This is a genomic window from Pseudoclavibacter helvolus (assembly GCF_014191305.1).
Lineage (GTDB): Bacteria > Actinomycetota > Actinomycetes > Actinomycetales > Microbacteriaceae > Pseudoclavibacter > Pseudoclavibacter helvolus.
The window spans coordinates 202,094-223,763 of the sequence record NZ_JACHWJ010000003.1 but is presented as its reverse complement, the minus strand read 5'-3'; the positions used below and the strand labels follow the sequence as shown (position 1 = coordinate 223,763).

The 21,670-nt window shown below is 68.7% G+C and carries 21 protein-coding genes; 5 read left to right on the top strand and 16 right to left on the bottom strand.

All coding sequences use genetic code 11. The features are described from left to right. Positions 1 to 32: 32 nt before the first annotated feature. The 3 genes from FHX72_RS19710 to FHX72_RS10710 form a co-directional block, all read right to left on the bottom strand. Positions 33 to 1,151 (bottom strand): class I SAM-dependent methyltransferase, encoded by a 1,119-nt coding sequence (locus tag FHX72_RS19710; protein ID WP_156479618.1) that lies wholly within the window; start codon positions 1,149 to 1,151, stop codon positions 33 to 35. Positions 1,152 to 1,153: 2 nt separating this feature from the next. Beyond that, on the bottom strand, positions 1,154 to 1,609 hold the full coding sequence (locus tag FHX72_RS10715) for a pyridoxamine 5'-phosphate oxidase family protein (protein ID WP_068480997.1): 456 nt from the start codon (positions 1,607 to 1,609) through the stop codon (positions 1,154 to 1,156). 112 nt (positions 1,610 to 1,721) lie between these two features. Beyond that, positions 1,722 to 3,098, bottom strand: coding sequence for an NAD-dependent succinate-semialdehyde dehydrogenase (locus FHX72_RS10710; RefSeq protein ID WP_183624978.1), 1,377 nt, complete (start codon positions 3,096 to 3,098; stop codon positions 1,722 to 1,724). A gap of 199 nt (positions 3,099 to 3,297) precedes the next feature. Between FHX72_RS10710 and FHX72_RS10705 the strand changes: the two genes are divergently transcribed. Beyond that, positions 3,298 to 4,818 (top strand): CoA-acylating methylmalonate-semialdehyde dehydrogenase, encoded by a 1,521-nt coding sequence (locus FHX72_RS10705; RefSeq protein WP_183624976.1) that lies wholly within the window; start codon positions 3,298 to 3,300, stop codon positions 4,816 to 4,818. 147 nt (positions 4,819 to 4,965) lie between these two features. After that, positions 4,966 to 5,445 (top strand): hypothetical protein, encoded by a 480-nt coding sequence (locus tag FHX72_RS10700; protein WP_183624974.1) that lies wholly within the window; start codon positions 4,966 to 4,968, stop codon positions 5,443 to 5,445. 53 nt (positions 5,446 to 5,498) lie between these two features. On the opposite strand, the gene FHX72_RS10695 is transcribed toward FHX72_RS10700, so the two are convergent. Then, the gene (locus FHX72_RS10695; protein WP_183624972.1) at positions 5,499 to 7,109 is read right to left on the bottom strand and encodes a PucR family transcriptional regulator; all 1,611 of its coding nucleotides are present in this window, start codon (positions 7,107 to 7,109) and stop codon (positions 5,499 to 5,501) included. A 108-nt stretch (positions 7,110 to 7,217) separates the two neighbouring features. Between FHX72_RS10695 and FHX72_RS10690 the strand changes: the two genes are divergently transcribed. After that, complete coding sequence (locus FHX72_RS10690) at positions 7,218 to 8,537, top strand: aspartate aminotransferase family protein (RefSeq protein WP_183624970.1); 1,320 nt, start codon at positions 7,218 to 7,220, stop codon at positions 8,535 to 8,537. 126 nt (positions 8,538 to 8,663) lie between these two features. Here FHX72_RS10690 and FHX72_RS10685 read toward each other — a convergent pair whose 3' ends face one another. The 4 genes from FHX72_RS10685 to FHX72_RS10670 all read right to left on the bottom strand — a co-directional run bounded on the left by FHX72_RS10685 (position 8,664) and on the right by FHX72_RS10670 (position 12,416). Then, positions 8,664 to 9,227, bottom strand: coding sequence for a hypothetical protein (locus FHX72_RS10685; protein WP_183624968.1), 564 nt, complete (start codon positions 9,225 to 9,227; stop codon positions 8,664 to 8,666). A gap of 141 nt (positions 9,228 to 9,368) precedes the next feature. After that, a complete protein-coding gene (locus tag FHX72_RS10680; protein WP_183624966.1) occupies positions 9,369 to 10,046 on the bottom strand; it encodes a CE1759 family FMN reductase in 678 nt (225 codons plus the stop codon). A gap of 97 nt (positions 10,047 to 10,143) precedes the next feature. Then, a complete protein-coding gene (locus tag FHX72_RS10675) occupies positions 10,144 to 11,310 on the bottom strand; it encodes an LLM class flavin-dependent oxidoreductase (protein ID WP_183624964.1) in 1,167 nt (388 codons plus the stop codon). A 104-nt stretch (positions 11,311 to 11,414) separates the two neighbouring features. Beyond that, a complete protein-coding gene (locus tag FHX72_RS10670) occupies positions 11,415 to 12,416 on the bottom strand; it encodes a DMT family transporter (RefSeq protein ID WP_183624962.1) in 1,002 nt (333 codons plus the stop codon). A gap of 70 nt (positions 12,417 to 12,486) precedes the next feature. On the opposite strand from FHX72_RS10670, the gene FHX72_RS10665 reads away from it, so the two are divergent. Further along, the gene (locus FHX72_RS10665) at positions 12,487 to 13,374 is read left to right on the top strand and encodes a LysR family transcriptional regulator (protein WP_183624959.1); all 888 of its coding nucleotides are present in this window, start codon (positions 12,487 to 12,489) and stop codon (positions 13,372 to 13,374) included. Between the two features lie 10 nt (positions 13,375 to 13,384). On the opposite strand, the gene FHX72_RS10660 is transcribed toward FHX72_RS10665, so the two are convergent. The 7 genes from FHX72_RS10660 to FHX72_RS10630 form a co-directional block, all read right to left on the bottom strand. Next, positions 13,385 to 13,972 carry a gluconokinase gene (locus tag FHX72_RS10660; protein ID WP_338110111.1) on the bottom strand — a complete coding sequence of 196 codons (588 nt, stop codon included), beginning with the start codon at positions 13,970 to 13,972 and terminating at the stop codon, positions 13,385 to 13,387. Continuing rightward, positions 13,969 to 15,045, bottom strand: coding sequence for an L-idonate 5-dehydrogenase (locus FHX72_RS10655; protein WP_183624957.1), 1,077 nt, complete (start codon positions 15,043 to 15,045; stop codon positions 13,969 to 13,971). Before FHX72_RS10655 ends, FHX72_RS10660 begins: the two co-directional genes overlap by 4 nt. A gap of 64 nt (positions 15,046 to 15,109) precedes the next feature. Next, a complete protein-coding gene (locus FHX72_RS10650; protein ID WP_068493561.1) occupies positions 15,110 to 15,847 on the bottom strand; it encodes a fumarylacetoacetate hydrolase family protein in 738 nt (245 codons plus the stop codon). Further along, the gene (locus tag FHX72_RS10645) at positions 15,847 to 16,644 is read right to left on the bottom strand and encodes an SDR family oxidoreductase (RefSeq protein WP_338110110.1); all 798 of its coding nucleotides are present in this window, start codon (positions 16,642 to 16,644) and stop codon (positions 15,847 to 15,849) included. The genes FHX72_RS10650 and FHX72_RS10645 overlap by 1 nt, the downstream gene beginning before the upstream one ends. After that, positions 16,641 to 18,092, bottom strand: a complete 1,452-nt coding sequence (locus FHX72_RS10640) for an MFS transporter (protein ID WP_068477112.1) — start codon at positions 18,090 to 18,092, stop codon at positions 16,641 to 16,643. The genes FHX72_RS10645 and FHX72_RS10640 overlap by 4 nt, the downstream gene beginning before the upstream one ends. 142 nt (positions 18,093 to 18,234) lie before the next feature. Next, entirely contained in the window at positions 18,235 to 19,047 is an 813-nt protein-coding gene (locus FHX72_RS10635; protein WP_338110109.1) for an IclR family transcriptional regulator, read from the bottom strand. A gap of 67 nt (positions 19,048 to 19,114) precedes the next feature. Then, positions 19,115 to 20,173 (bottom strand): D-2-hydroxyacid dehydrogenase, encoded by a 1,059-nt coding sequence (locus FHX72_RS10630; RefSeq protein WP_183624953.1) that lies wholly within the window; start codon positions 20,171 to 20,173, stop codon positions 19,115 to 19,117. A gap of 111 nt (positions 20,174 to 20,284) precedes the next feature. Between FHX72_RS10630 and FHX72_RS10625 the strand changes: the two genes are divergently transcribed. After that, positions 20,285 to 21,172, top strand: a complete 888-nt coding sequence (locus FHX72_RS10625; RefSeq protein WP_068493599.1) for an NAD(P)-dependent oxidoreductase — start codon at positions 20,285 to 20,287, stop codon at positions 21,170 to 21,172. Positions 21,173 to 21,197: 25 nt separating this feature from the next. Here FHX72_RS10625 and FHX72_RS19430 read toward each other — a convergent pair whose 3' ends face one another. Further along, on the bottom strand, positions 21,198 to 21,590 hold the full coding sequence (locus tag FHX72_RS19430; protein ID WP_208596801.1) for a GreA/GreB family elongation factor: 393 nt from the start codon (positions 21,588 to 21,590) through the stop codon (positions 21,198 to 21,200). Between the last annotated feature and the right edge of the window lie 80 nt (positions 21,591 to 21,670).

Below are 21,670 nucleotides of genomic sequence, written 5' to 3'. Positions count from 1 at the left end.
ATGCCCTCGCGTGGCGCGCATTTGGGCGACAATCAGACACGTTTGTGGCTGATCACCACCGTGAACTTCGCGCCCCGCGCGATCTGCCTGCTCTGACCCACGATTCGCTCGAGCGCGGCACGGTGCGCGAGGCCGGAATTGAACACCGTCAGCATGCTCCCGTCCGGCTTCAGCATCCGCGCCGCCTGCTCGAACAGCGGATGCGCCATGTCCTCGACGACCTCGTGACGGTCGTGGAACGGCGGGTTGAGCAGCACGACGTCGACCGTGCCCGTCTCGATGCTCGAGCCAGAATCTTCGCGGCGGACCTCGACCCTGTCCCCGACCCCGGCGAGGCGGATCGTCTCGCGGGCAGAGGCGGCGGCCGCCCAGGAACGGTCGCTTGCGATGACCTCGAGCTGCGGCCTGAGTCTTGCCACCGCGACAGCGAGCACACCGGTGCCGCAGCCGAGGTCGACGGCAAGGCCGTCCTCGGGCAGCGCGTCCGCGGGCAGGTACTGCAGCACTGCGAGGAGCTCGCGCGTGCCGAGGTCGAGACGAGGACCCGCGAAGGCCCCGCCGTGGCTCGCGATCGCGAACCCGAGCTCGTCGGAGTTCTGCACGATCGGGTACCCCGACTCGGCTCCGAGCAGCTCGGCCCTCGGCGCGCTCGCGTGCAGCACTCGCGATTTCTGCCTGCCGAGGCTCGCAGAGACCTCGCTGAACGAGCGCTCCAACGTCTCGTTCATGCCGCGGCTCATGTGTTTGATGCGGCCTCCCGCGACGATCCGAACGTCAGGATGCGCGTGCGCGGCAACCAGGCGGACGATCTCGTCGAGCTCGGCGAGCGACTTCGGGAGCCGCAACAGCACGAGCCGCACCCCCTCGAACAGGGCCGGCTCGAGCCCAAAGCGCACGGCCTGAAGCGAACGGAAGCTGGCTCGCACCGCTTCATCACTTGCCCGCTCGTCGGTGACGGAGTCGTGGAAGGTGCGTACGACGTCGAGGTCGAAGCGCTCCGCGGCGGCGACGGCGAGCGCACCAGTGGCGTCGCCGACAACGGCGAGCGGCGAGCTCGGGCCACCGAGTGCTGCGGCCTCGTCGAGGATGAGCCGGTCGACGGGGTCAGGCTCAGCGCCGGCCACTACCCTGCCCAGTGCAGTGTCTCCCACGCCTAGGCGACGGTGTCGATGAGGGGCTCGAGCTCTTCGCCCGTGACATAGCGACGCCCGGAGACCTCCACCACCCTGATGGCGACGTACTCGTTCTTGGGGGTCGCGATGAGGGGGCTGACGTCGAGCCCAGCTGCCCACTCGAGCTCAGACTCCGTGCTCAGCACACGCGCCTCACCACGCGCGACGATGCTCGTCGCGAAGCCGTCGCCGAGCGCATCCGCCTGGAACACGACCTCCTTGGCGATGGACGCACCGGCGAGCTTGAAGCCCGGCGCCGACTTGAAGACGATCTCGCCAGCGCTCTCGCTACCGCTGCCTTCGCTGTAGGCGATGTTGAGCGGGTAGATCTCCACGCGGCTGTTCAGTGCAAACGCGATACGCCCGAACGTCGTGGCGCTCAGGAGCTCGCGGCTTTCCTCGTCGCTCAGGACGGTGATGAGTTGCTCGTCTTCCATATCTCCATCATGACCGCTCGAGGCGCGGCCCGCGCGACTTTTCCACAGGTGGATGCGCGGGTCCCCGCAGGAAACGCGGGACGGGCTGCTGCACAGCCCGCCCCGCATCCACTCAAGCCGAGACGAAGAAGAGGCGCTTGTTGGCGAACTCCCCGATGCCGATGGGGCCCATCTCGCGCCCGAATCCGGAGTTCTTGACCCCGCCGAACGGCAGCTCGGCGGCCTCGGCCGCGATCGTGTTCACGTGTGCCATGCCCACCTCGAGACGCTGCGCGACGCGAGTCGCGCGGGCCTCGTCCGTCGAGAAGACGGAGCCGCCGAGGCCAAGCGCGCAGTCGTTCGCGAGCTCGAGTGCCTCCTCGTCGCTGGAGACCCGGTACACGGTCGCGACGGGGCCGAAGATCTCGACGCCGTAGGACTCGGAGTCGCGCGGAACGCCAGTGAGCACGGCGGGCGAGTAGTAGGAGCCCGGCCCATCCGACAGCACGCCGCCGGCCTCGAGCGTCGCACCCTCCGCGACCGCCTTCTGCACCTGAGCGTCAACCGTCTCGGCGGCCGCTCGGCTCGACATGGGCGCAAACTCGCCGTCACCGAGATCCAGCTGGTCCCCAGGCACGAGGCCGGTCGCGAGCTTCTTCAGCTCCGCCACGAACTCGTCGTAGATGTCGTCCATGACGATGAGCCGCTTGTTCGAGTTGCAGACCTGGCCGACGTTGTAGACGCGGAAGTCCCACGCCTGCTTCGCGACGGATGCGACGTCGTCGGAGTCGAGCACCACCATCGGGTCGATGCCGCCGAGCTCGAGCACACACTTCTTCAGGTTGCTGCCCGCCTGCGCGCCGATGATGGCGCCCGCACGCTCCGAGCCCGTCAGCGAGATGCCCTGCACGCGGTCGTCCGCGATGAGCGTCGCGATCTGGTCGTGCGACGCGAAAATGTTCTGGTACCCGCCGACAGGAACACCCGCCTCCTCCATGATCTCCTGGATGGTCAGGGCGGACCGCGCGCAGATGTCGGCGTGCTTGAGCAGGATGGTGTTGCCGAGCACGAGGTTCGGGGCGGCGAAGCGGGCCACCTGGTAGTACGGGAAGTTCCACGGCATGACCCCGAGGAGCGTGCCCACCGGACGGTGCTCGATGAACGCCTTACCTGGAACCGTGCTCGGGATCTCGTAGTCGGTGATGAAGCTCGGGCCGTGGACGCCGTAGTAGTCGATGATCGATGCCGCGAACTCGACCTCGTCGATCGACTCCTGCACGGACTTGCCCATCTCGACCGCGATGAGGTTCGCGAGCTCGTCCTTGCGCTCGAGGAAAATCGCTGCGACGCGCCTCACGACGGCCGCGCGGTCCTGGACGCTGCGCTCCCGCCACTCACGGTAGACCGAGTCGGCACTCGCTACGGCCTGCTCGATCTGCGCATCCGTCGCGTCGTCGAAGGTCTCGACGACCTCGCCAGTTGCGGGATTCTGCACTCGGTACTTGGACATTTTGCTCCTCGGCTCGGTCGTGTTCTCCGTGCCAGTCTGACGCAAAACGTGTTGCCAGTTTGGTCGAATAGCGCCGAGCGCCTCTACAAAGCCGCCACTCGAGCGTCGGTGGCCGTCCGTAGTCTGACCTTGCTTCTGTTCAGCAGACACAGTCAGCCCCACCAGCCCAGCCCAGCTCAGCAAGCCCGAGGAGTATCACGTGGACTCTGCCCTTCCCACGATCCAGCACTGGATCGACGGCGCCCTCGCGACAGCGACCCCCACCCGCACTTCGCCCGTCTTCAACCCCGCGCTCGGTGTGGCCACCGCGCAGGTCGCGCTGGCGGAGCAGGCGGAGATCGACGCGGCCGTCGCCGCGGCGAAGGCCGCGTTCCCTGCTTGGTCGAACGCATCCGTCGCGAAGCGCCAGGGAGTGCTGTTCCGCTTCCGTGAGTTGCTGAACGAGCGGAAGTTCGAGCTCGCCCGCATCATCACGTCCGAGCACGGGAAGGTCGTCTCCGACGCCGCTGGCGAGATCCAGCGCGGCCTCGAGGTCGTGGAACTCGCGACCGGCTTCCCCCACATCATGAAGGGCGACTTCACCGAGAACGCCTCCACCGGCGTCGACGTGTTCTCCATCAAGCAAGCCCTCGGCGTGGTCGGCATCATCAGCCCCTTCAACTTCCCCGCCATGGTCCCCATGTGGTTCTTCCCCATCGCGATCGCCGTCGGCAACACCGTCGTCCTCAAGCCCTCCGAGAAGGACCCATCCGCCGCGATCTGGCTCGCCGAACTCTGGAAAGAAGCGGGCCTTCCCGACGGTGTCTTCAACGTCCTCCACGGCGATAAGCAAGCCGTCGATGGCCTCCTGAACCACGACGACGTCGCCGCGATCTCGTTCGTCGGCTCGACCCCGATCGCGCAGTACATCTACGAAACCGCGTCCAAGAACGGCAAACGCGTCCAGGCGCTCGGCGGCGCGAAGAACCACATGCTCGTGCTCCCAGACGCGGACCTCGACCTCGTCGCCGACCAGGCCATCAACGCCGGCTACGGGTCCGCGGGCGAGCGATGCATGGCCATCAGCGTGGTCCTCGCGATCGAACCCGTCGCCGACAAGCTCATCGAGAAAGTCACCGAGCGCATCGCGAAGCTCCGCATCGGTGACGGCACCCCCACCGACACCCACAAGGAACCCGACATGGGCCCCATCGTGTCGGAAGTACACCGCGACAAGATCGCCTCCTACATCCAGATCGCGAAAGACGACGGCGCCGACGTCCTCGTCGACGGCCGCACCATCCAGGCCGAAGGCGCGGACGGCGGGTTCTGGCTCGGACCGACCCTCATCGACAACCTCCCCACCACCAGCCGCGCCTACACGGAAGAGATCTTCGGCCCCGTCCTCGGCATCGTCCGCGTCAAGAGCTTCGAGGAAGGCGTTGAGCTCATCAACACCGGCCAGTTCGGCAACGGCACCGCGATCTTCACCAACGACGGCGGCGCCGCCCGCCGCTTCCAGAACGAGATCCAGGTCGGCATGATCGGCATCAACGTGCCCATCCCCGTCCCCGTCGCCTACTACTCCTTCGGCGGATGGAAAGACTCCGCCTTCGGCGACAGCAAGGCCTACGGCCTCCAAGGCTTCCACTTCTACACCCGCGAGAAAGCCGTCACCAGCCGCTGGCTCGACCCCGCCAAGCACGGCGGCATCAACCTCGGCTTCCCCGAAAACGACTAACCAGCCCAGCACGACTAGCCAGCTGGGGGCCCTGCGCCCCAGGGTTGTGGCGTTGTGTGGTTGGCCCGCGAGCCAACCGCACAACGCCACAACTATGACCAGCTGCTCGTGCAGGTGCCGTGCGGGAACGCGCGGGAGGATGCGTCCGTGCGCATCCTCCTGAAGCTCGAGCTCGACTGCCCCACCGAACTCCTCGCCGACGCCTTGCAGCGCCCCGAGGCGTTCCGGTCCGTCGCCGCTCCCCTCGCCGAGGTGCGCTCGCTCGAGCCCGGCGGCTTCCCGGAACGCTGGTCGCCAGACAGCCCGCACCGCGTCGAGATCAGTTTGCTCGGCGTCGTGCCGATCGGCACGCAGGTGATCGACGGCCAGTACCGCGAGCTGGGGAACGGGATGCACGAGCTCCGCGACCGCGGGTACCCCGAGTCAGGGCTGCTCGCCGTCATGACGACCTTCGAGCACACCATGGTGGTTGCGCCGCTGCCGGGCGGGCGCACCCTCTACCGCGACCAGCTCAAGGTGAGTGCCGGGCTCCTGACGCCATTCGTGTGGTTCGGGATGTGGACGTTCTGGCAGAAGCGGGCCATCAGCATGCGGCAGCTCGCGGCGAGACTCCGCGACGAGCGGTAGCCGCTGTCACGCAGTCACGCAGTCACGCAGTCACGCAGTCACGACGAAGCGCGTCACGCCTCGTCGAGGAGCCGCATCGCGGCCCACACCTCGGCGCGGCCGGCGAAGGTCTGCAGGTCGACGCCGAGGAGCTGCTCGGCCGTCGACACGCGGCTGCGCAGCGTGTGCCGGTGGATGCCAAGCGACTTCGCGACCGGATCCCACGCGCAGTTCCCCTCAGTCCAGGCCGCGAGCGTCTCCAGCAGCAGCAGCCCCTGTTCACCGTGCTCGAGCAGCGGCTGCAGGACCCGGCGGGCGGTGACCCGACCATCCGCGGCCTCGAGCGCCCCGAGCATCCCCGTCGTGGCGAGCTCTTCGAATCGCACCAACGGCCGAGTGGGGGTGCTGCGCTCTGCGGCCTTGCGCGCCTCGGACAGGAGACGGGGCAACTCGGGCCAACCGCCTGGCGCGGAAGCCCCAGCCGAGAAACCTGCGTCGTTCAACGCCTCGAAGAGGTTCGCACCGCCCGCCGCTGGCACGATCGCAATGAGCTCCTGCTCCCGCGCAGCGAAGAACAACGGCTCGCCGCCGGAACCCGCCAGTCGTTCGAGCCGGTCGAGGAGCGCCTGCCCCGGCTCGCCGCCTCGCACCTGAGTGACTCTGATCGGGGCCTCCGGCAGCTTTCCCCACACCGTCCCCGCCGTCCGCGTCGCGACCTCCATCTCACCCGCGAGCAGCAGCTCGAGCAGGCCAACCCGCAGGTGCCCGCGCGCCGCATCCAGTTCCCGGTTCTGCTCGAGCGCGATCGACGCGTGGCCGATGGCGCTCGCAACCAGGTCGTTGCCCGCGAGGTCGAGGGGCGCGCGTCCTCCGACCGCGAGCACCCCGCGCAGCTGTCCGTGCTGGCCGACCGTCTGCAGGGTCACGTCCCCACCCTCGCCGTGCAGCCGCGCGCCGGAACGGCCGCCGCGCGCGAGCAGGCTCTGCACCATCCGTTCGACTTCGGGGGCCTCGGTCTCCGGTACCTGGATGCGCGTCTGCGCCTCGACGCGGAGTCCGGTCGAGTCGTACAGCGCAACCCAGCTCTCCAACTGCCGTTCGAGCTCGACGAGAATCGCGCCGAGACCACCCGGCCTGAGCGCCGCCCTGGCGAGCTTGCGCTGCGCCTGCAGCGACCACTCGAGCCGCGCGCGCTGCTCGAGTGCACGCTGGTCGGCGAGGTAACGGATGATGCCGATGAACGGGGTGCGCTCGGTGACCTCGACGAGCGTCAGCCCGTGGCGCCGGCACGCAGCGACGAGGTCGGCGGGAACGGCCGCGTGGATGACCTCGGTCGCGAAGCCGAGCACCGCAACGTCGGCCTCTCGCAACCGCGCCACGTATGCGTCGAAGACGTCCTCGCTGGCGAGCGACTGGAAGCGAACCGTGGCGGTCGCGGAGACGGGAGAGCGCGAGCCAGCATCGGAGAGGTCCGTCGTGCCATCCGACCCCAGAGCCTCGGGCACCGCGAACTGCATCCCGTCGGTGAGCAGCAGTTGGCCTGCCTCGAGCCACGGGGTGGGGTCGACCAAGTCGGAGCTATGCGCCCAGACGAGCGGGCGGTCCAGCGCACCCCCGTCAGCGGCGTGCAGCACCCGCAGCTTGAACTCGGTCTCCTCCACAAGCTCGCGCAGCGTGACACTCATGACAGCCCCCTGTCCGCCAGAGCGTTCTGGCGCTTTTGTCGAGTCATGGCACCCATTCTCACCGATTTGCTGACCGACTCGGTGCATCCGCGGCTCCAAAGTGGATGCATGACCGCTTCAGCCCTCAGCACCTCCCTCAGCAACGCCGACGTCCGCGAGCGCGACCTCGCCTCGGTGTTCCACTCCTGGTCGGCCCAGGGGAAGATAACGCCGCTCCCCATCGCGCGCGGCGAGGGCGCGAAGCTGTGGGACTTCGACGGCAACGAGTACCTCGACTTCTCGAGCCAGCTCGTGAACGTCACCATCGGATACCAGCACCCGAAGGTCATCGCCGCCATCCAGGAGCAGGCGGCACAGCTCGTCACGATCGCACCGGCCCACGCCAACGAGACCAGGGCACGGGCCGCCAAGCTCATCCTGTCGCACGCCCCGGAGGGCTTCTCGAAGGTGTTCTTCACGAACGGCGGAGCGGATGCGATCGAGAACGCCATCCGCATGGCCCGCCTCTCGACGGGTCGCGACAAGGTCGTCTCGCTGTACCGCAGCTACCACGGCAACACGGGCTCGGCGATCGTCGCGACCGGCGACTGGCGCCGCATCCCGAACGAGTACGCGCGCGGCCACGTGCACGCGTTCGGGCCGTACCTGTACCGCTCGGAGTTCTGGGCGGAGACAGCCGAGCAGGAGAGCTCGCGCGCCCTGCACCACCTCGAGCGCGTTATCCAGGCGGAGGGGCCGGCCTCGGTCGCCGCGATCCTGATCGAGAGCATCCCGGGCACCGCCGGCGTGCTCCTGCCACCACCCGGCTACCTCGCGGGCGTGCGCGAGATCTGCGACCGCTATGGCGTGCGCCTGATCCTCGACGAGGTCATGGCCGGCTTCGGGCGAACGGGCGAGTGGTTCGCGTTCGACGCCTACGACGTTCGCCCAGACCTCATCACCTTCGCGAAGGGCGTCAACTCCGGCTACGTGCCGGTCGGCGGCGTTGTCATCTCCGAGGAGATCGCCGCGCACTTCGACGAGCAGGTCTTCCCCGGAGGCCTCACCTACTCGGGGCACCCGCTCGCAGCGGCCTCCATCGTCGCGACGCTCGAGACCATGGAAGAGGAGGGCATCGTCGAGAACGCGGCCCGCCTCGGCCGGGAGGTCATCGGCCCAGCACTGCACGACCTCGCCTCCCGCCACGACGTCGTCGGCGAGGTGCGCGGCAAGGGAGTCTTCTGGGCGGTCGAGCTCGTGAGCGACCCCGCGACGCGTGCCCCGCTCGCAGCCGCCGACATGGCGACCATCAAGTCGCAGCTCGTCGCCCGGGGGCTCCTGCCGTTCATCGCCGACAACCGCATCCACGTTGTCCCGCCCGCCGTCATCACCGACGCGGACGCACGCCGCGGCATGGCGATCATCGACGAGGTGCTCGCCGGCTTCTAGGCCTTCGGCCCGGCCCACCGCGCCGCCCGACGCGGATTCGGATGGCTTTCGCGCACGCAGAGGGGTTGCAAGCCATCTGCATGCGTGGAGGCCATCCGGAAACGCGCGGCGGTCACGGGCCCCGCGCTACTTGTCCTTGGGCGGCGGGATGAGCGCAAGCAGCGTCGTGAGACCGCTGATGACGAGGCCTGTCTTGGTATGTGCGGCGACGACCCCGCGCTCTGCCCGGCGCTCGCTGAACCTGTAGATGCCACGCTCGGCGGCAGCGATTCCGGCGGCCGTCGCGATCGCACCCGCGATGCCGAGGCCGCTCAGCCCCGCACGCCGTGCCGGCGTGAGCGAGAGCCAGAAGTCAGAGAACCCCTCCTGCGAGCCCGTGCCACCTCCGTCACGCCGACCCTCAGCCGGGTGCGGCTCGTCGTTCCGATCGCTCGGCCCGCCGATGAGCTCGCCGGGAGCCTGCGCCGCGGGCTGCGCGAGGAGGTCACCTCGCTGCACCGCCGCCTGCTTCTCGTCGCGGTACTCCAAAACTGCCAGCCCGGTGACGCCGAGCGTGATCGCCGTCTTCACGACACCGCGAGCCAACTTCGAAGGGATGAAGTCGGGGGTCGAGTAGTAGACGGCGGTCAGCACCCCCTGGCTGGTCGAGAGAATCGCGCGCTTGCCGAAGGCCTTGCTCTGAGCAGTCATTTGCCAAGTCTCGCGGTCGCACCTGACCGGCCCCTCTGCGCCGGAGCTGTCGGTTGTGCCTCCACCGACCGCACGGCACGGCCGGCGACCCCGAGTCGTGAGAACGGGAGGGACGCGAGCCCGGACGAGGCGGCGCGGGGACTACGCGGCGCCGCCGCCGGCTGCCATCCGCATGAGGTCGGAGTTGAGCTCGATGCCGAGCTCTGTTCCGCCAGCGCTGCCAAGCTCGTGCTGGTAGCCACCCCAGTTGTCGCCGCGGATCGTCTGCTCGATTCCGGCTTCCATGAGTGCGAGCAGCTCGACGGATGCACGCTCGATGCGGGAGCCGAGGCCGGAGTCCTGCCAGTCCTCGGTTGAGGCGAAGAGCGACGTCGGCACGGTCATGCTGCGCAGGTACGCGAACATCGACCGCATCTGCTCGTCGACGACAAGCGCGTGACGGGCGGTGCCGGCAGTTGCCGCGAGCACAACCGGCTTGGCGATGAGGAGGTCGTTGTCGAGGGTCTGGAAGAACGACGTGAAGAGACCGCTCGGCCCGGCCTTGTAGACGGGAGCCGCCGCGATGATGCCGTCCGCGTCGCGGAGCGCCGCGATCGCGCGCTCGAACTGGGGGCCGAAGCTCTGCGAGCCGAGGGCGGCGGGGAGCTCTGGCAAGAGGAGCCGTAGATCGATGTGCGTCGATACAACGTCGCGGCCTCGTGTGGCGGCGAGCTTCGCGACTCCGCGCTCGATGCGGTCTGCGAGGAGCTTGGTTGACGACGGGTCGCTGATGCCTGCGTTGACGACGACGACCCGGTAGGCGCCTTGTGCGTTGGTCATGGGAGTCCTTCCGAACGTGTGCGAGTCGAAGAGTGAGAAGACGAGCGGATGCGCGGGGCCAGCCAGCGGGGCCGGCCCCGCGCATCCACTTCGGGAGCTACGCGACGAGCTCGGTGTCTTGGTAGGGCGAGGAGCCGGTGACGTTGTCGCCGCGGTTCTCGTTGGGGCGAGGCTGGCGAGGAGCCGCGTCGCCGTACTTGGCGAGCACGAGCGACTCGTGCGTGGGGGCGTCCGGCACCTCGGCGGGGCGCAGCGCTTCGAGCTCGCGACGCAGCACGGGCACCACTTCGGAGCCGAGCAGCTCGAGCTGGTCGAGGACCATGCCGAGCGGCAGGCCCGCGTGGTCCATGAGGAACAGCTGGCGCTGGTAGTCGCCGAAGTGCTCGCGGAAGGTCAGCGTCTTGTCGATGACCTCCTGAGGGCTGCCAACCGACAGCGGGGTCTGCTGCATGAAGTCCTCCATGCGCGGGCCGTGGCCGTAGACGGGTGCCTCGTTGAAGTAGGGGCGGAACTGGTCCTTCGCGTCCTGCGAGTTCTTGGCGATGAACGCCTGCCCGCCGAGCCCGACGATCGCCTGCGACGCCTTGCCGTGGCCGTAGTGCTCGTAGCGCTGGCGGTAGAAGTCGATGAGGCGCATGTAGTGCTCCTTCGGCCAGAAGATGTTGTTCGCGAAGAAGCCGTCGCCGTAGAAGGCGGCCTGCTCGGCGATCTCCGGGGTGCGGATCGAACCGTGCCACACGAAGGGCGCCACGTCGTCGAGGGGGCGCGGCGTGGAGGTGAAGCCCTGCAGCGGCGTGCGGAACTTGCCCTCCCACTCGACGACGTCCTCGCGCCAGAGGCGGTGCAGCAGGTTGTAGTTCTCGAGGGCGAGGGGAAGCCCGGAGCGGATGTCCTTGCCGAACCACGGGTAGACAGGGGCGGTGTTGCCGCGGCCGAGCATGAGGTCCATGCGTCCCTTCGACAGGTGCTGCAGCATCGCGTACTCCTCGGCGATGCGCACGGGGTCGTTGGTCGTGATGAGGGTCGTCGACGTGGAGACGCGCAGCGTCTTCGTGAGCGCCGCGATGTGCGAGAGCAGCACGGCGGGCGAGGAGGAGAAGAACGGCGGGTTGTGGTGCTCGCCGATCGCGAAAACGTCGAGGCCGACCTCTTCGGTCTTCTGGGCGATCTTGACGATCGCGTCGATGCGCTCGGCCTCGCTCGGCGTCTCGCCGGTGACCGGGTTGCGCGTGATGTCGCTGACGGAGAAGATTCCGAACTGCATGATCAGCCCTTTCGTTGTGGATGCACGGGGCCGGTGGGTCCGGGAGGGGGAAGGATCCTGAGTCCCAACTCCATGCATATGCATACAACGTAGCGCGTGCGGATCTATTCCCGCGGTTTCGGAGCCGCCGGAACAACGGCCCCGGGCGCCTCGACATCGACCCGATTCCGCCGGCTCAGCGCGCGCATCCCTGGCATGCGCCCCTGGCTCGCGAGCACGCCGACCACGACAATGAGGCCGCCGAGCGGCTGGTTCCAGTGCACCGACTCGCCGAGCACCACGACACCGAGGACAACCCCGACCACCGGTGAAAGGTAGGTCACGGTGGATGCGCGCGCCGGGCCCCAGTCGCGCAGGATGCGGTTGTACCAGATGTAGGCGAACCCGGTCCCGAGCACCCCGAGACCGGCGACGGCCAGGAACACCGGCAGATCGATGGAGACCTCGCCCCGCGCGGTGAAGGGCGCGAGAAGCCAGACGATGACGGCAGCCAGGCCAATCTGGACGGTCGACAGCGTGATCGTGTCATAGCCCGAGTTGGTGAGGAACCGGCGCATGTAGAGTCCGGCGAAGCCGTAGGAGATGGTGGCACCGAGGCAGGCGAGCTGCGCGGGCAGCAGCTCTGGCGACTGGCCGACGCCGACGAGCTGCCAGGGCGCCGCGAGCACGACGACACCGCTGAGCCCCACGACGAGCCCGACAACCTGCGTGCGCGTGAGCCGCTCGCCGACGAGTACAAGCGGCATGAGCAGCAACGTCATGATGGGCGTCGTCGCGTTGTAGATGCTCGAGAGGCTGCTCGGCATGTACTGGCCCGCCCAGGCGAAGAGCGAGTAGGGCACAACCGCAAGCGCGAGGGACACGACAAGCATGTGCACCCAGATCGTCCGACCCCGTGGCCAGCGTCGGCGCGTGACCAGCATGATCGCAATGAGCGCTGCGGCCCCGAGCGTGAGGCGGCCGAGGACAAGCTGCGCGGGGCTCAGCCCCTCGAGCCCGACCTTCATGAAGAGGAAGCTCGCACCCCACACGAGCGACAGGACCACAAAGGCGGCGACGGTGCCGCGCGTGTTACCCGCGTCTCGGGTGTTGCCGGAAGGTCTCATGGGACTTATTGTTGGCCGCACCCCCGCATGAGGCAAATGCATTCGGCTCATTCCCACATGAAGAGAACTCATGACCGTCACCATCGCCCAGCTCCGCGCCCTTGTCACGGTCGTTGACCGTGCATCCTTTACAGATGCCGCCGCCGAGCTCGGCGTCGGGCAGTCGGCGATCTCGCACTCCGTGACCGGGCTCGAGAAGGCCGTCGGCGGTCGCGTCCTCCGACGCGACGGTGGGATCGCCCTCACCGCGCTCGGCCAGGGTGTCATCGAGCACGCGCGGGCGGCCCTCGCCTCCGTCTCCGCCCTGGAGAGCGCCGTGCGCCGGGACGAGACGCTGGCGGGCACCGTCCGACTCGGCGCGGTGGCCACCGTGTGCCAGGGGCTCGTGCCTGACCTGCTCGCCCTGTGGTCTGCGCGGCTGCCGGGCATCGCCGTGTCGATCTACGAGGGCGACGACGAGGAGATGCCGGAGTGGCTGGAGGCGGGACTCGTCGACGCCGCCGTCCTGGTCGAGCCGTCCCCCGTTCCGCCTGGAGGACTCCTCGTCGCGACGGATGAGTTCGCTGCGCTGGTACCTGCCGACCATCCGCTCGCGCAGCAGGACTCCATCCCGCTCGATGAGCTCGACGAGGACGGCCTCATCGTGTCGACCGGCGGGTGCGAGACGCACGTGAAGAAGATGCACGACGAGCTCGGTCTGCCCTACGTGTTCTCGCACCGAGTGCGCGAGATGAGCACGATGTTCCGCATGGTGCAGCAGGGCATGGGCGTCGCCGTCATCCCCTCACTGGGCCGCGGGATGCTCCCCGGCGACCTCCTGATGCGCCCACTCACGGCGCGTAGGCCGCGGCAGCTGGTGCTGTCCGGGCCGAACACGCGGCCGTGGCACCCACTCGTGGATGCGCTGGTCGATGCCACCGGCTCCGACTTCGCGAGCACGGTGAAGGTCGAGCTCTGACGGCGCGGCCTCAGGCCTCGGAATCTCCGGAGGGCGCGGGCCGCGCGAGGTACTCGGCGACCACATCCACGATCTCCGCGGGCGTTCCGGCCACGGGCACGACAACTCCGGCCTCCCACGGCGCGAGCGGCTCGAGCACCTCGAACTGGCTGTCGAGCAGGGTCGTCGGCATGAACTCGTGCTGCCGCGTCGCGAGGCGGGACGCGACGAGGTCGCGCTGACCGGCCAGGTGGATGAACTGCAGCTCTGGCACGCTCGAGCGCAGCAGCTCCCGGTACCAGCGCTTGAGCGCGGAACACGCGACGATCGTCGTGCGCCCCTCGGCGGCGTTCGCGACGATCGTCGCACCGACGATCTTGAGCCACGGCACGCGGTCTTCGTCCTCGAGTGGAGTGCCCGCCGCCATCTTGGCCTTGTTAGCGGGCGGATGCAGGTCGTCGCTGTCGATGAACGTCACGCCGAGCCGCTCCCCCAGCGCCGAGCCGATCGTCGTCTTCCCCGTGCCCTGCACGCCCATGACGATCATGGGCGGGTACGCGAGGGCGGGATGCGCGGCTGTGGTTGCGCGCGCCTGCCGCTCGGTCTGATCACAGCTCACGAGAGTGCCCCCTCTGCTGCCGGGCCGGTGCCCTCGGAAGCGAACGAGAGCAGCACCTTCGATGACTTCGACGCGTCGCCCGCGACGGCAAACGCGTCGAGCGCCTGCTCGACGGGGAACTCGTGCGTGAGTACGGCATCAACGACCAACGACCCGTCGGCGAGCGCCTCGATGACGGCGTCGATCTCGTCGCCGAAGCGGAACGAGCCGACGAGCGTGAGCTCGCGGGTGATCGCGAGCGAGAGCAGCGCCGGCACCTCGCCGCTGCGCTGCAGGCCGAGCAGGACAACCCGTCCCCCACGACCGGCGCCACGGATCGCGCTGGCGAGCCCCGGAACCGTGCCGGACGACTCGATGACGACGTCGGCATGCACTGCGGCGATCGCGTCGGCGTCTCGCGCGTTGATGACGCGGTGGGCCCCGAGCTCAGTCGCGATCGAGAGTGGCAGTTCGTGGAGGTCGCTCGCGATGATCTCGGCCGCGCCGTGGTGCTTCAGCACGGCGACGACAAGCGCGCCGATGGGACCAGCGCCGATGACAAGCACACGCTTGCCTCGCACGTCGCCCGCCTGTCCCACGCCGTGCCAGGCGACGGCGGCGGGCTCTGCGAGCGAGGCAAGCTTGAGGTCGAGGCCCTCCGGCAGCACGCGGAGCATGCGCGCCGGCAGGGCGACTCGACGCGCGAACGCTCCCTGCGTGTGCGGGATGCGCGCGGCCGAACCGAGGTAGGTACCGGCAGGCGAGAGGTTCGGCCGGTCGGCCGGGTAGGGCGTCACGCCGTCGTCGCCAGGCGTCGCGGGGTGGACCGCCACTCGCTGGCCGGCCGCGGGGCCGCTGCCGTCAGCCGCGGCTTCGAGAACGGTGCCGACGATCTCGTGGCCGAGGATGAGCGGGTCGCGGAGGATCGACTCCCCCGCGGCCCCGTGCATCCAGTAGTGCAGGTCGGACCCGCACACGCCGCCGTAGGCGATCGCGATGACGGCCTGGTCTGCAGTTGGCGCAGGCTCCGGCAGCCCGTCGAGCCGAAGGTCGCCCTTCCCGTGGGCAACAACCGCGAGATTCTCCTGGGTCACGACTGGCCTCCCTGTCGGTCCTGTCGGTCCTGCTTCACACGCACGATGTCCACACGCACGACGCTCACACGCACGGCGTGACCAGCGGCACACCGGCGACGGTGATCTCGATGAGGTCGCCCGGGTTGGCGGCGAACGCCGACTTCGGGGCGCCCGTCATGATGATGTCGCCGGGGCCGAGCGGCACCCAGCTCGTGACGTAGGCCACGCACTCGGCAACACCGGCCGGGAGCTCGTGGCTTCCGGTCAGCACCCTGCATTCGCCGTTGATGCGGACTTCGAGCTCGGCGTTGGCGAGGTCGGCGCCCGTCTCGATCCACGGGCCGAGCGGCGTGTACCCCACGCCGCCCTTGCCCTCGAAGTTGCGGGGGTCGACGCTGGCACGGTCAGGGTTGGAGATGTCGTTCACGGCGGTGAGGCCCAGGATGACGGTGTGCGCGTCCTCGACGGACACGTCGACCGCGTCTCGACCAATGACGACGCACACCTCACCCTCGACGACCACGTTGCCGACGTTCCGGCGCAGCTCGACGGGGGTCCCGCTCGGCACGACTGTGCGCGGGCTCTTCAGCCACGCCTGAATGGGTGAGGGATGCTCTGGCCCGTTCTGCGCGATGCCCACGACGATGCGCGGCTCGCTCGGGGCGAGCAGCGTCGCATCGGCGACGGCCTCCCCCTGCCGCGTCGGCTCGACGCCACGCGCGAACGCCTCGTACGGGTCGCTGCACGGCACCCACGAGTCGCCGTCGGCGAACGCGTGCGTGACGGTGCCGTCACTGGTCTGGATCCTGGAGATTCGCATCACACAACCGCCGTCATTCCGCCATCGACATAGATCGTCTGGCCGTTCACGAACGCCGAAGCGTCACTGGAGAGGAACACGAGCGTACCGACAAGCTCATCCACGTGGCCCCAGCGTCCCGCTGGCGTTCGCTGCGCGACCCAGGCAGAGAACTCGACGTCGTCGACCAGTGCTCTCGTGAGCTCGGTCGCGAAGTAGCCGGGGGCAAGCGCGTTGACCGTGATGCCCGACGGGGCGAGGTCGGCGCAGAGGCCCTTCGTGAGCATCACGATGGCACCCTTCGTCGCGCTGTACGGCGCGATCGAGGGGCGGGCGATCTGCGACTGCACGCTCCCGATGTTCACGATCTTGCCGGTGCCGCGAGCTTGCATACCGCGGGCCACACGGCGCGAAAGGAGGAACGCGCTCGTGAGGTTCGTGGCCAGCAGCTCGTGCCAGTCGGAGTCAGTGAACTCGGCGATGGGGGCACGGCGCTGGATACCCGCGTTGTTGACGAGGATGTCGACCGTGCCGATGCTCGCCTCGAGTTCGCCGATGCCGGCATCCACCGCGGACGCATCCGTGACGTCGAAGGTCGAGACGATCGGCTCGGCCGGGGTTCCTGCAAGACCGAGGGCGTCGGAGATGGATGCGGCGGCGCGCTCAGCCTTGGCGCGGTCGCGGCCGTGCACGACCACCCTTGCGCCTGCTGCGGCGAGGCCGCCGGCGAGGGCCCGGCCGATGCCCTGGCTCGAACCCGTGACGAGGGCGGTCCTGCCCGTGAGGTCGAAGGCCTTCAACCCGCCGGGGAAGCTCACGACTTGGCCCCCACGGTGGCAGCGGATGCAGCGCCGGCGCTCGGCGCGGCCTCGTAGATGTCCTGCAGGTCGATCAAGCCGGTGTCCTCTTCGTCGGTGGAGACGCGGATGGCGTCCTCCTTGCGGAGCAGGTCGCGCCCCTTCGTCTCTGGAACGAGGAACGTCGCTGCAGTGGTGATGGCGGCGAGTGTCGCGAGGTAGAGCCCCATGACGACCCAGTTGCCGCCCGTGAGCGTGAGCAGCCAGGTGCCGACGACTCCGGCGAGTCCACCGGCGAGCACGGCGGAGATCTCTCGGGCCATCGCGACGCCGAGGTAGCGGTGCTTATTGCCGAACAGCTCGGGGAGCATGGCGCACTGCGGTCCGAGCATCGAGTTGACGGCGACGCCGATGCCAACCGCGATGACCGCGATCGTGAGCGGCCCGTTGCCGAGCGACAGCATCCACCAGGCGGGGAACGCGAAGAGCAGCATGAAGACGGCGCCGAAGCGGTAGACGGCGCGGCGGCCGAGCTTGTCGGAGAGGTGCCCCGTGAGTGGCACCGAGAAGATGCCGATGAGCGAGCCGATCGTGACACCCCAGGTCGCGATGCCGCGGTCGACGGGGTTCGCGATGAACGTGCCTGCGACGAACGCGAGCGACACGTTCTGGAAGATGTACGAGCCGCCGTTCTCGGCCATGCGCAGGCCGACGCCCGTGATGACGCCTGGCATGCCGCGCGTGAAGATCTCGCGGATCGGGTGGTCTGCGACCTGGTCGCTCTTCTCGAGCTCGACGAACGTCGGCGTCTCGCGGAGGCGCATGCGTATGAACAGCGCGACGAGGATGAGCGCAAACGACCCGAGGAACGGGATGCGCCAGCCCCAGGACAGGAACGCCTCGTCTGGCATGAGCGTCAGCAGGCTGAAGACGACGGCCGCGAGGAGCGTGCCGGCCTGGATGCCCACGAACGGCAGCGCGGAGAAGAAGCCGCGACGCTTGACGGGCGCATACTCGGCCATGAGGACCGTGGCACCCGCCTGCTCTGCGCCGGCGCCGAAGCCCTGTGCGAGGCGGAGGAGCACGAGCAGCGCGGGAGCCCACAGCCCGATGGTCTCGTACGTCGGGAGGAGGCCGATGGCGGTGGATGCGCCGCCCATGAGCACGATCGTGATGACCAGCACACCCTTGCGACCGAGGCGGTCGCCCATCGTGCCGAAGAAGAGCCCGCCGAACGGGCGGGCGACGAAGCCGACGCCGTAGATCGCGAACGCGCCGATGACGGCGACCGCGGGGTCGCTCTGGTCGAAGAAGAGCTTGTTGAAGACGAGTGCGGTCATGAGGCCGTAGAGCGCGAAATCGAAGTACTCGAGCGCGGATCCGATGCTCGAGGCCAACGTCGCGCGGCGCAGGTTGTCTGCGTACTCCGGGTCGTCCGACGGCACTGGAGGCCTGGTGTTCTCAGTCACGAAACATCTCCTTTGATGTGCGGTGCGCCACAGCGTCGGTGTTCCCGAGCGACTCGCGGTGCATGCTTGCTCATCGCAAGCTAACACTCCGTTGGACGACGTTCAACACTTTGAACGCGACAGATGTCTCCGCGCGTCCGAACTATCGGCCCGCGAGCGGGTTAGTGAGCTCCCGGGCCGCCTCGATGAGCGCCTCCCCGACGCGCGCGACGTGCTCCGCGTCAGCGAGCTCTGTCGGCAGCGCTGCCCCGAGCGCAAACGGTGGGTCGCTCGGCGACCACGAGGCGAGCGGCACTGCGACGCCCGTCACGCCGCCGACCGAGCCGTTCGCGTCGATCGAGTAGCCGCGCTCTCGAGCGACCGCGAGACAGTCGAGCAGCTCCTGCATCGTCCCGATGCTCTCGGCGGTGAGCTTCGGGAAGGGCGCGGAGTCACCGACGAGCTCCACAACCTCCTCGTCGTCGAAAAGCATGAGCAGCGCACGCCCCGACGCCGTGAGCGCAGCCGGCAGCCGCGACCCGAGCGGTGTGCCGAGCTGGTACCGCCGACGCCCCTCATGACGCGCGAGGTAGACCGTATCCGGACCGTCGAGCATGACCACCTGCACCAGCTCGCTCCGGAGCACGGGCGACGCGTCGCACACGCCGAAGAACTCCCTGATCTGGTTGAACTGCTGCGCAAACGCGCCACCAAGCTCGGCCGTGCGCCTGCCGAGCTGGTACCCCTGGGGCACACGCTGCAGCATCCGCCCGTCCTCGAGCACAGCCACGAGGTTGGCGGTCGACGACTTCGCGATGCCGAGCGCACGTGCGATATCGCTCAGCGTCATGGGCGCACCGTCAGCCTCGGCAAGCAGGGTCAGGATGCGCAGCGAGCGCGTGACGGCGGGCGCGAGATCGCGCTCGGGCGCGTCTTGCCCGTCTGACTTCGTTGATGCATCCGGTTCGTCTGGCACGGTGCCGCTCCTCGCTTCGTCGCGCCCGCCTGCCCGCCGCCGATGCAGCGGGCCCACAGGTGGGGAATCAGTAGAACTCGACGATATCGACAACGTTCTTGAGCGGCTCACCATCGAGCAGTCGACGCGCGTTCTCGGCGAAGAGCTTTGCAATGCGGGACTCCTCGGCGCTCGAGAGCGCCGCCGTGTGCGGGCTGACCAGCACGTTCGGGTGCGACCAGAGCGGGCTCTCGGATGGGAGTGGCTCGACCTCGAAGACGTCGAGCGCCGCGAAGCCGACGCGGCCGTCGTCGAGCGCGCCGAGGAGTGCGGATTCGTCGATGACGGTACCTCGGCCGACGTTGGAGACGATGAGGCCCGGCTTCACGTTCGCGAAGACCTCCTCGCTGAGGAGCCCTGTCGTGGCGGCGGTACCCGGCAGGGTGACGACGATCGCGTCCGCCTCAGACACGGCCGATGCGAGCTGGTCGATGGGCACGAGCCTGTCGACGCCCTCGACAGCCTCCCCGCTTCGAGTCGTGCCGAGCACCGTCGCGCCGAGGGCCGAGAACTTGAGGGCGGCTGCCTTGCCGATACCGCCGAGGCCCACGATGAGCACGGTCATCTCATCGAGCTGGCGCATCTCCCAACGGTCCGTCCACTGCTTCGCGGACTGCTGCTGCTGGAGCCGCGGGAGGTCCTTCGCGCCTGCGAGCACGCCGAAGAGCGCGAACTCCGCGAGCGTTCCGCCGTGGACTCCGGCACTTGTCGTGAAGACGATGCGTTCGAGCGCCTCCTGATCGAGGCCGGCAGCCTTGACCTGCCCGCCGCCGCCCGCCGCCGTCGCGTGCACCCAGCGGAGGCGCGGGTTCGCCGCGACGGTGCGCGCGAGCGAGGCTGGGTCGACGTCCGGGAGCCCGAAGAGCACGTCGGCCGAGTCGACCAGTTCATCAAATGCGGCCTGCTGCGCTGAGGTTCGGGTGACACTCGGGTCGCCTGACCAGTCGGCGGGGCCGCGCATGGGGCGGTAGAAGGTGTGGTCACGCACGACCTCGAGTCGCGGCTCGAGGCGCTCGACGAGCTGGCAGAGCTCTTCGCTCAGGTCGACAGCGACGACCGCGCGCAGTTTCTGGGGACTGTCAGTCATGGGATCCTCTTCGATTCGTGGCGACAGGTGAAGCTTCTCGAGCTTGAGTCTACGGTGATTCAACACTGTGAACACTGTCCTACACAATGTCCATCAAGCTAGGGTGTGCTCATGACCACTGCTGCTCACACCCCTCGCGTCGGCGTTCTTGGCCTCGGAGCCATGGGCCTGCCCATGGCCGGCCACCTGCTTGCTGCCCACGGCAGCCTCCACCTCACGGGCCGTCGCCCCGAGCGAGCGGCCGAGCTCGTCGCGGCGGGCGCCACGTGGCACGAGTCACCCCGCGAACTGGCCGCAGCGAGTGACGCGGTCCTCGTCGTGCTTCCCGACCTTCCTGAACTTGAATCCGTGCTCGCCGGGGAGGACGGCCTCCTCGCGGGTGCAGACGAGCTGCTCATCATGGTCAGCTCCACGGTCTCCCCAACTGGCCTCCGCGAGCTCGCCGAGCGCCTGGCCACAGAGACCGACGGGCGCGTGGGAGTCATCGACTCACCCGTCTCCGGCGGCGAGGACGGCGCGAGGGCGGGAACGCTGTCCATCATGCTTGGCGGGCCAGCCGACGACGTCGCGACGGCCACGAGCATCCTGAGCCCGTGCGGTCGCCCCGTGCACCTCGGCCCACTCGGCGCCGGCGAGGTCGCGAAGGCCTGCAATCAGATGATCGTTTCGTCGACGATCCTGGCCCTCGGCGAGGCGAGCGTGCTCGCCGAGCGCAGCGGCATCGACCTTGCCGTGTTGTGGGATCTGCTCGGGGGCGGCTACGCGGGTTCGAACCTGCTCGAGAGCAGACGCGAGAAGCTCGTCACGGGCGACGACTCCCCTTCTGGCGTCGCGAAGTACATGGTGAAGGACCTGACCTTCGCGGCCGACGTCGCAGACGCGACCGGCACGCATCCGGTGCTCCTGCCCACCCTTCGGGCCGCCTTCGACGAGCTCGTGGATGCTGGCCTCGGCGAGCGGGACATCGCCGTCACGAGGCGGTTCGTCGCCGAGCGCTGAGCGGCCGTGCGACGACAACCCCGCTTCAGGAGAACGGCACCGCCGCCAGGATGCTGACGCGCTGCTGACCGGCAGGTGGGGTGAACGTCACCGTACTGCCCACTCGACTGCCCAAGATGGCCTCGCCGAGCGGCGACTCCAGCGAGTACACGTCGACAGCGACATTCGGATCCAAGCCAGCCAGCGCGCGGCTTCCGAGCAGGAACGTCGCCTCTCGCCCCACGTCCTCGAAGCGCACGGTGACCTGCATGCCTGCCTCGACGAGCCCGTCGTCGGGCTTCGCCGCGACCTCGGCGTGCTCGACGAGCTTGCGGATCTCCCTACCGCGCGACGTCGCGTCGGCTCCGCTACGCACCAGCGCCTCGAGCTCGTCCTGCAGAGCGCGCAGGGCCGTCGGCGTCATCCAGACCGTTTCCACGTTGGCCTCCTCGTCCGTGTCGCGAAGCGACAAAGGGTAAACACTCACCATAGCTCGAAAGTCGAAGAAAAGCCTTTTCC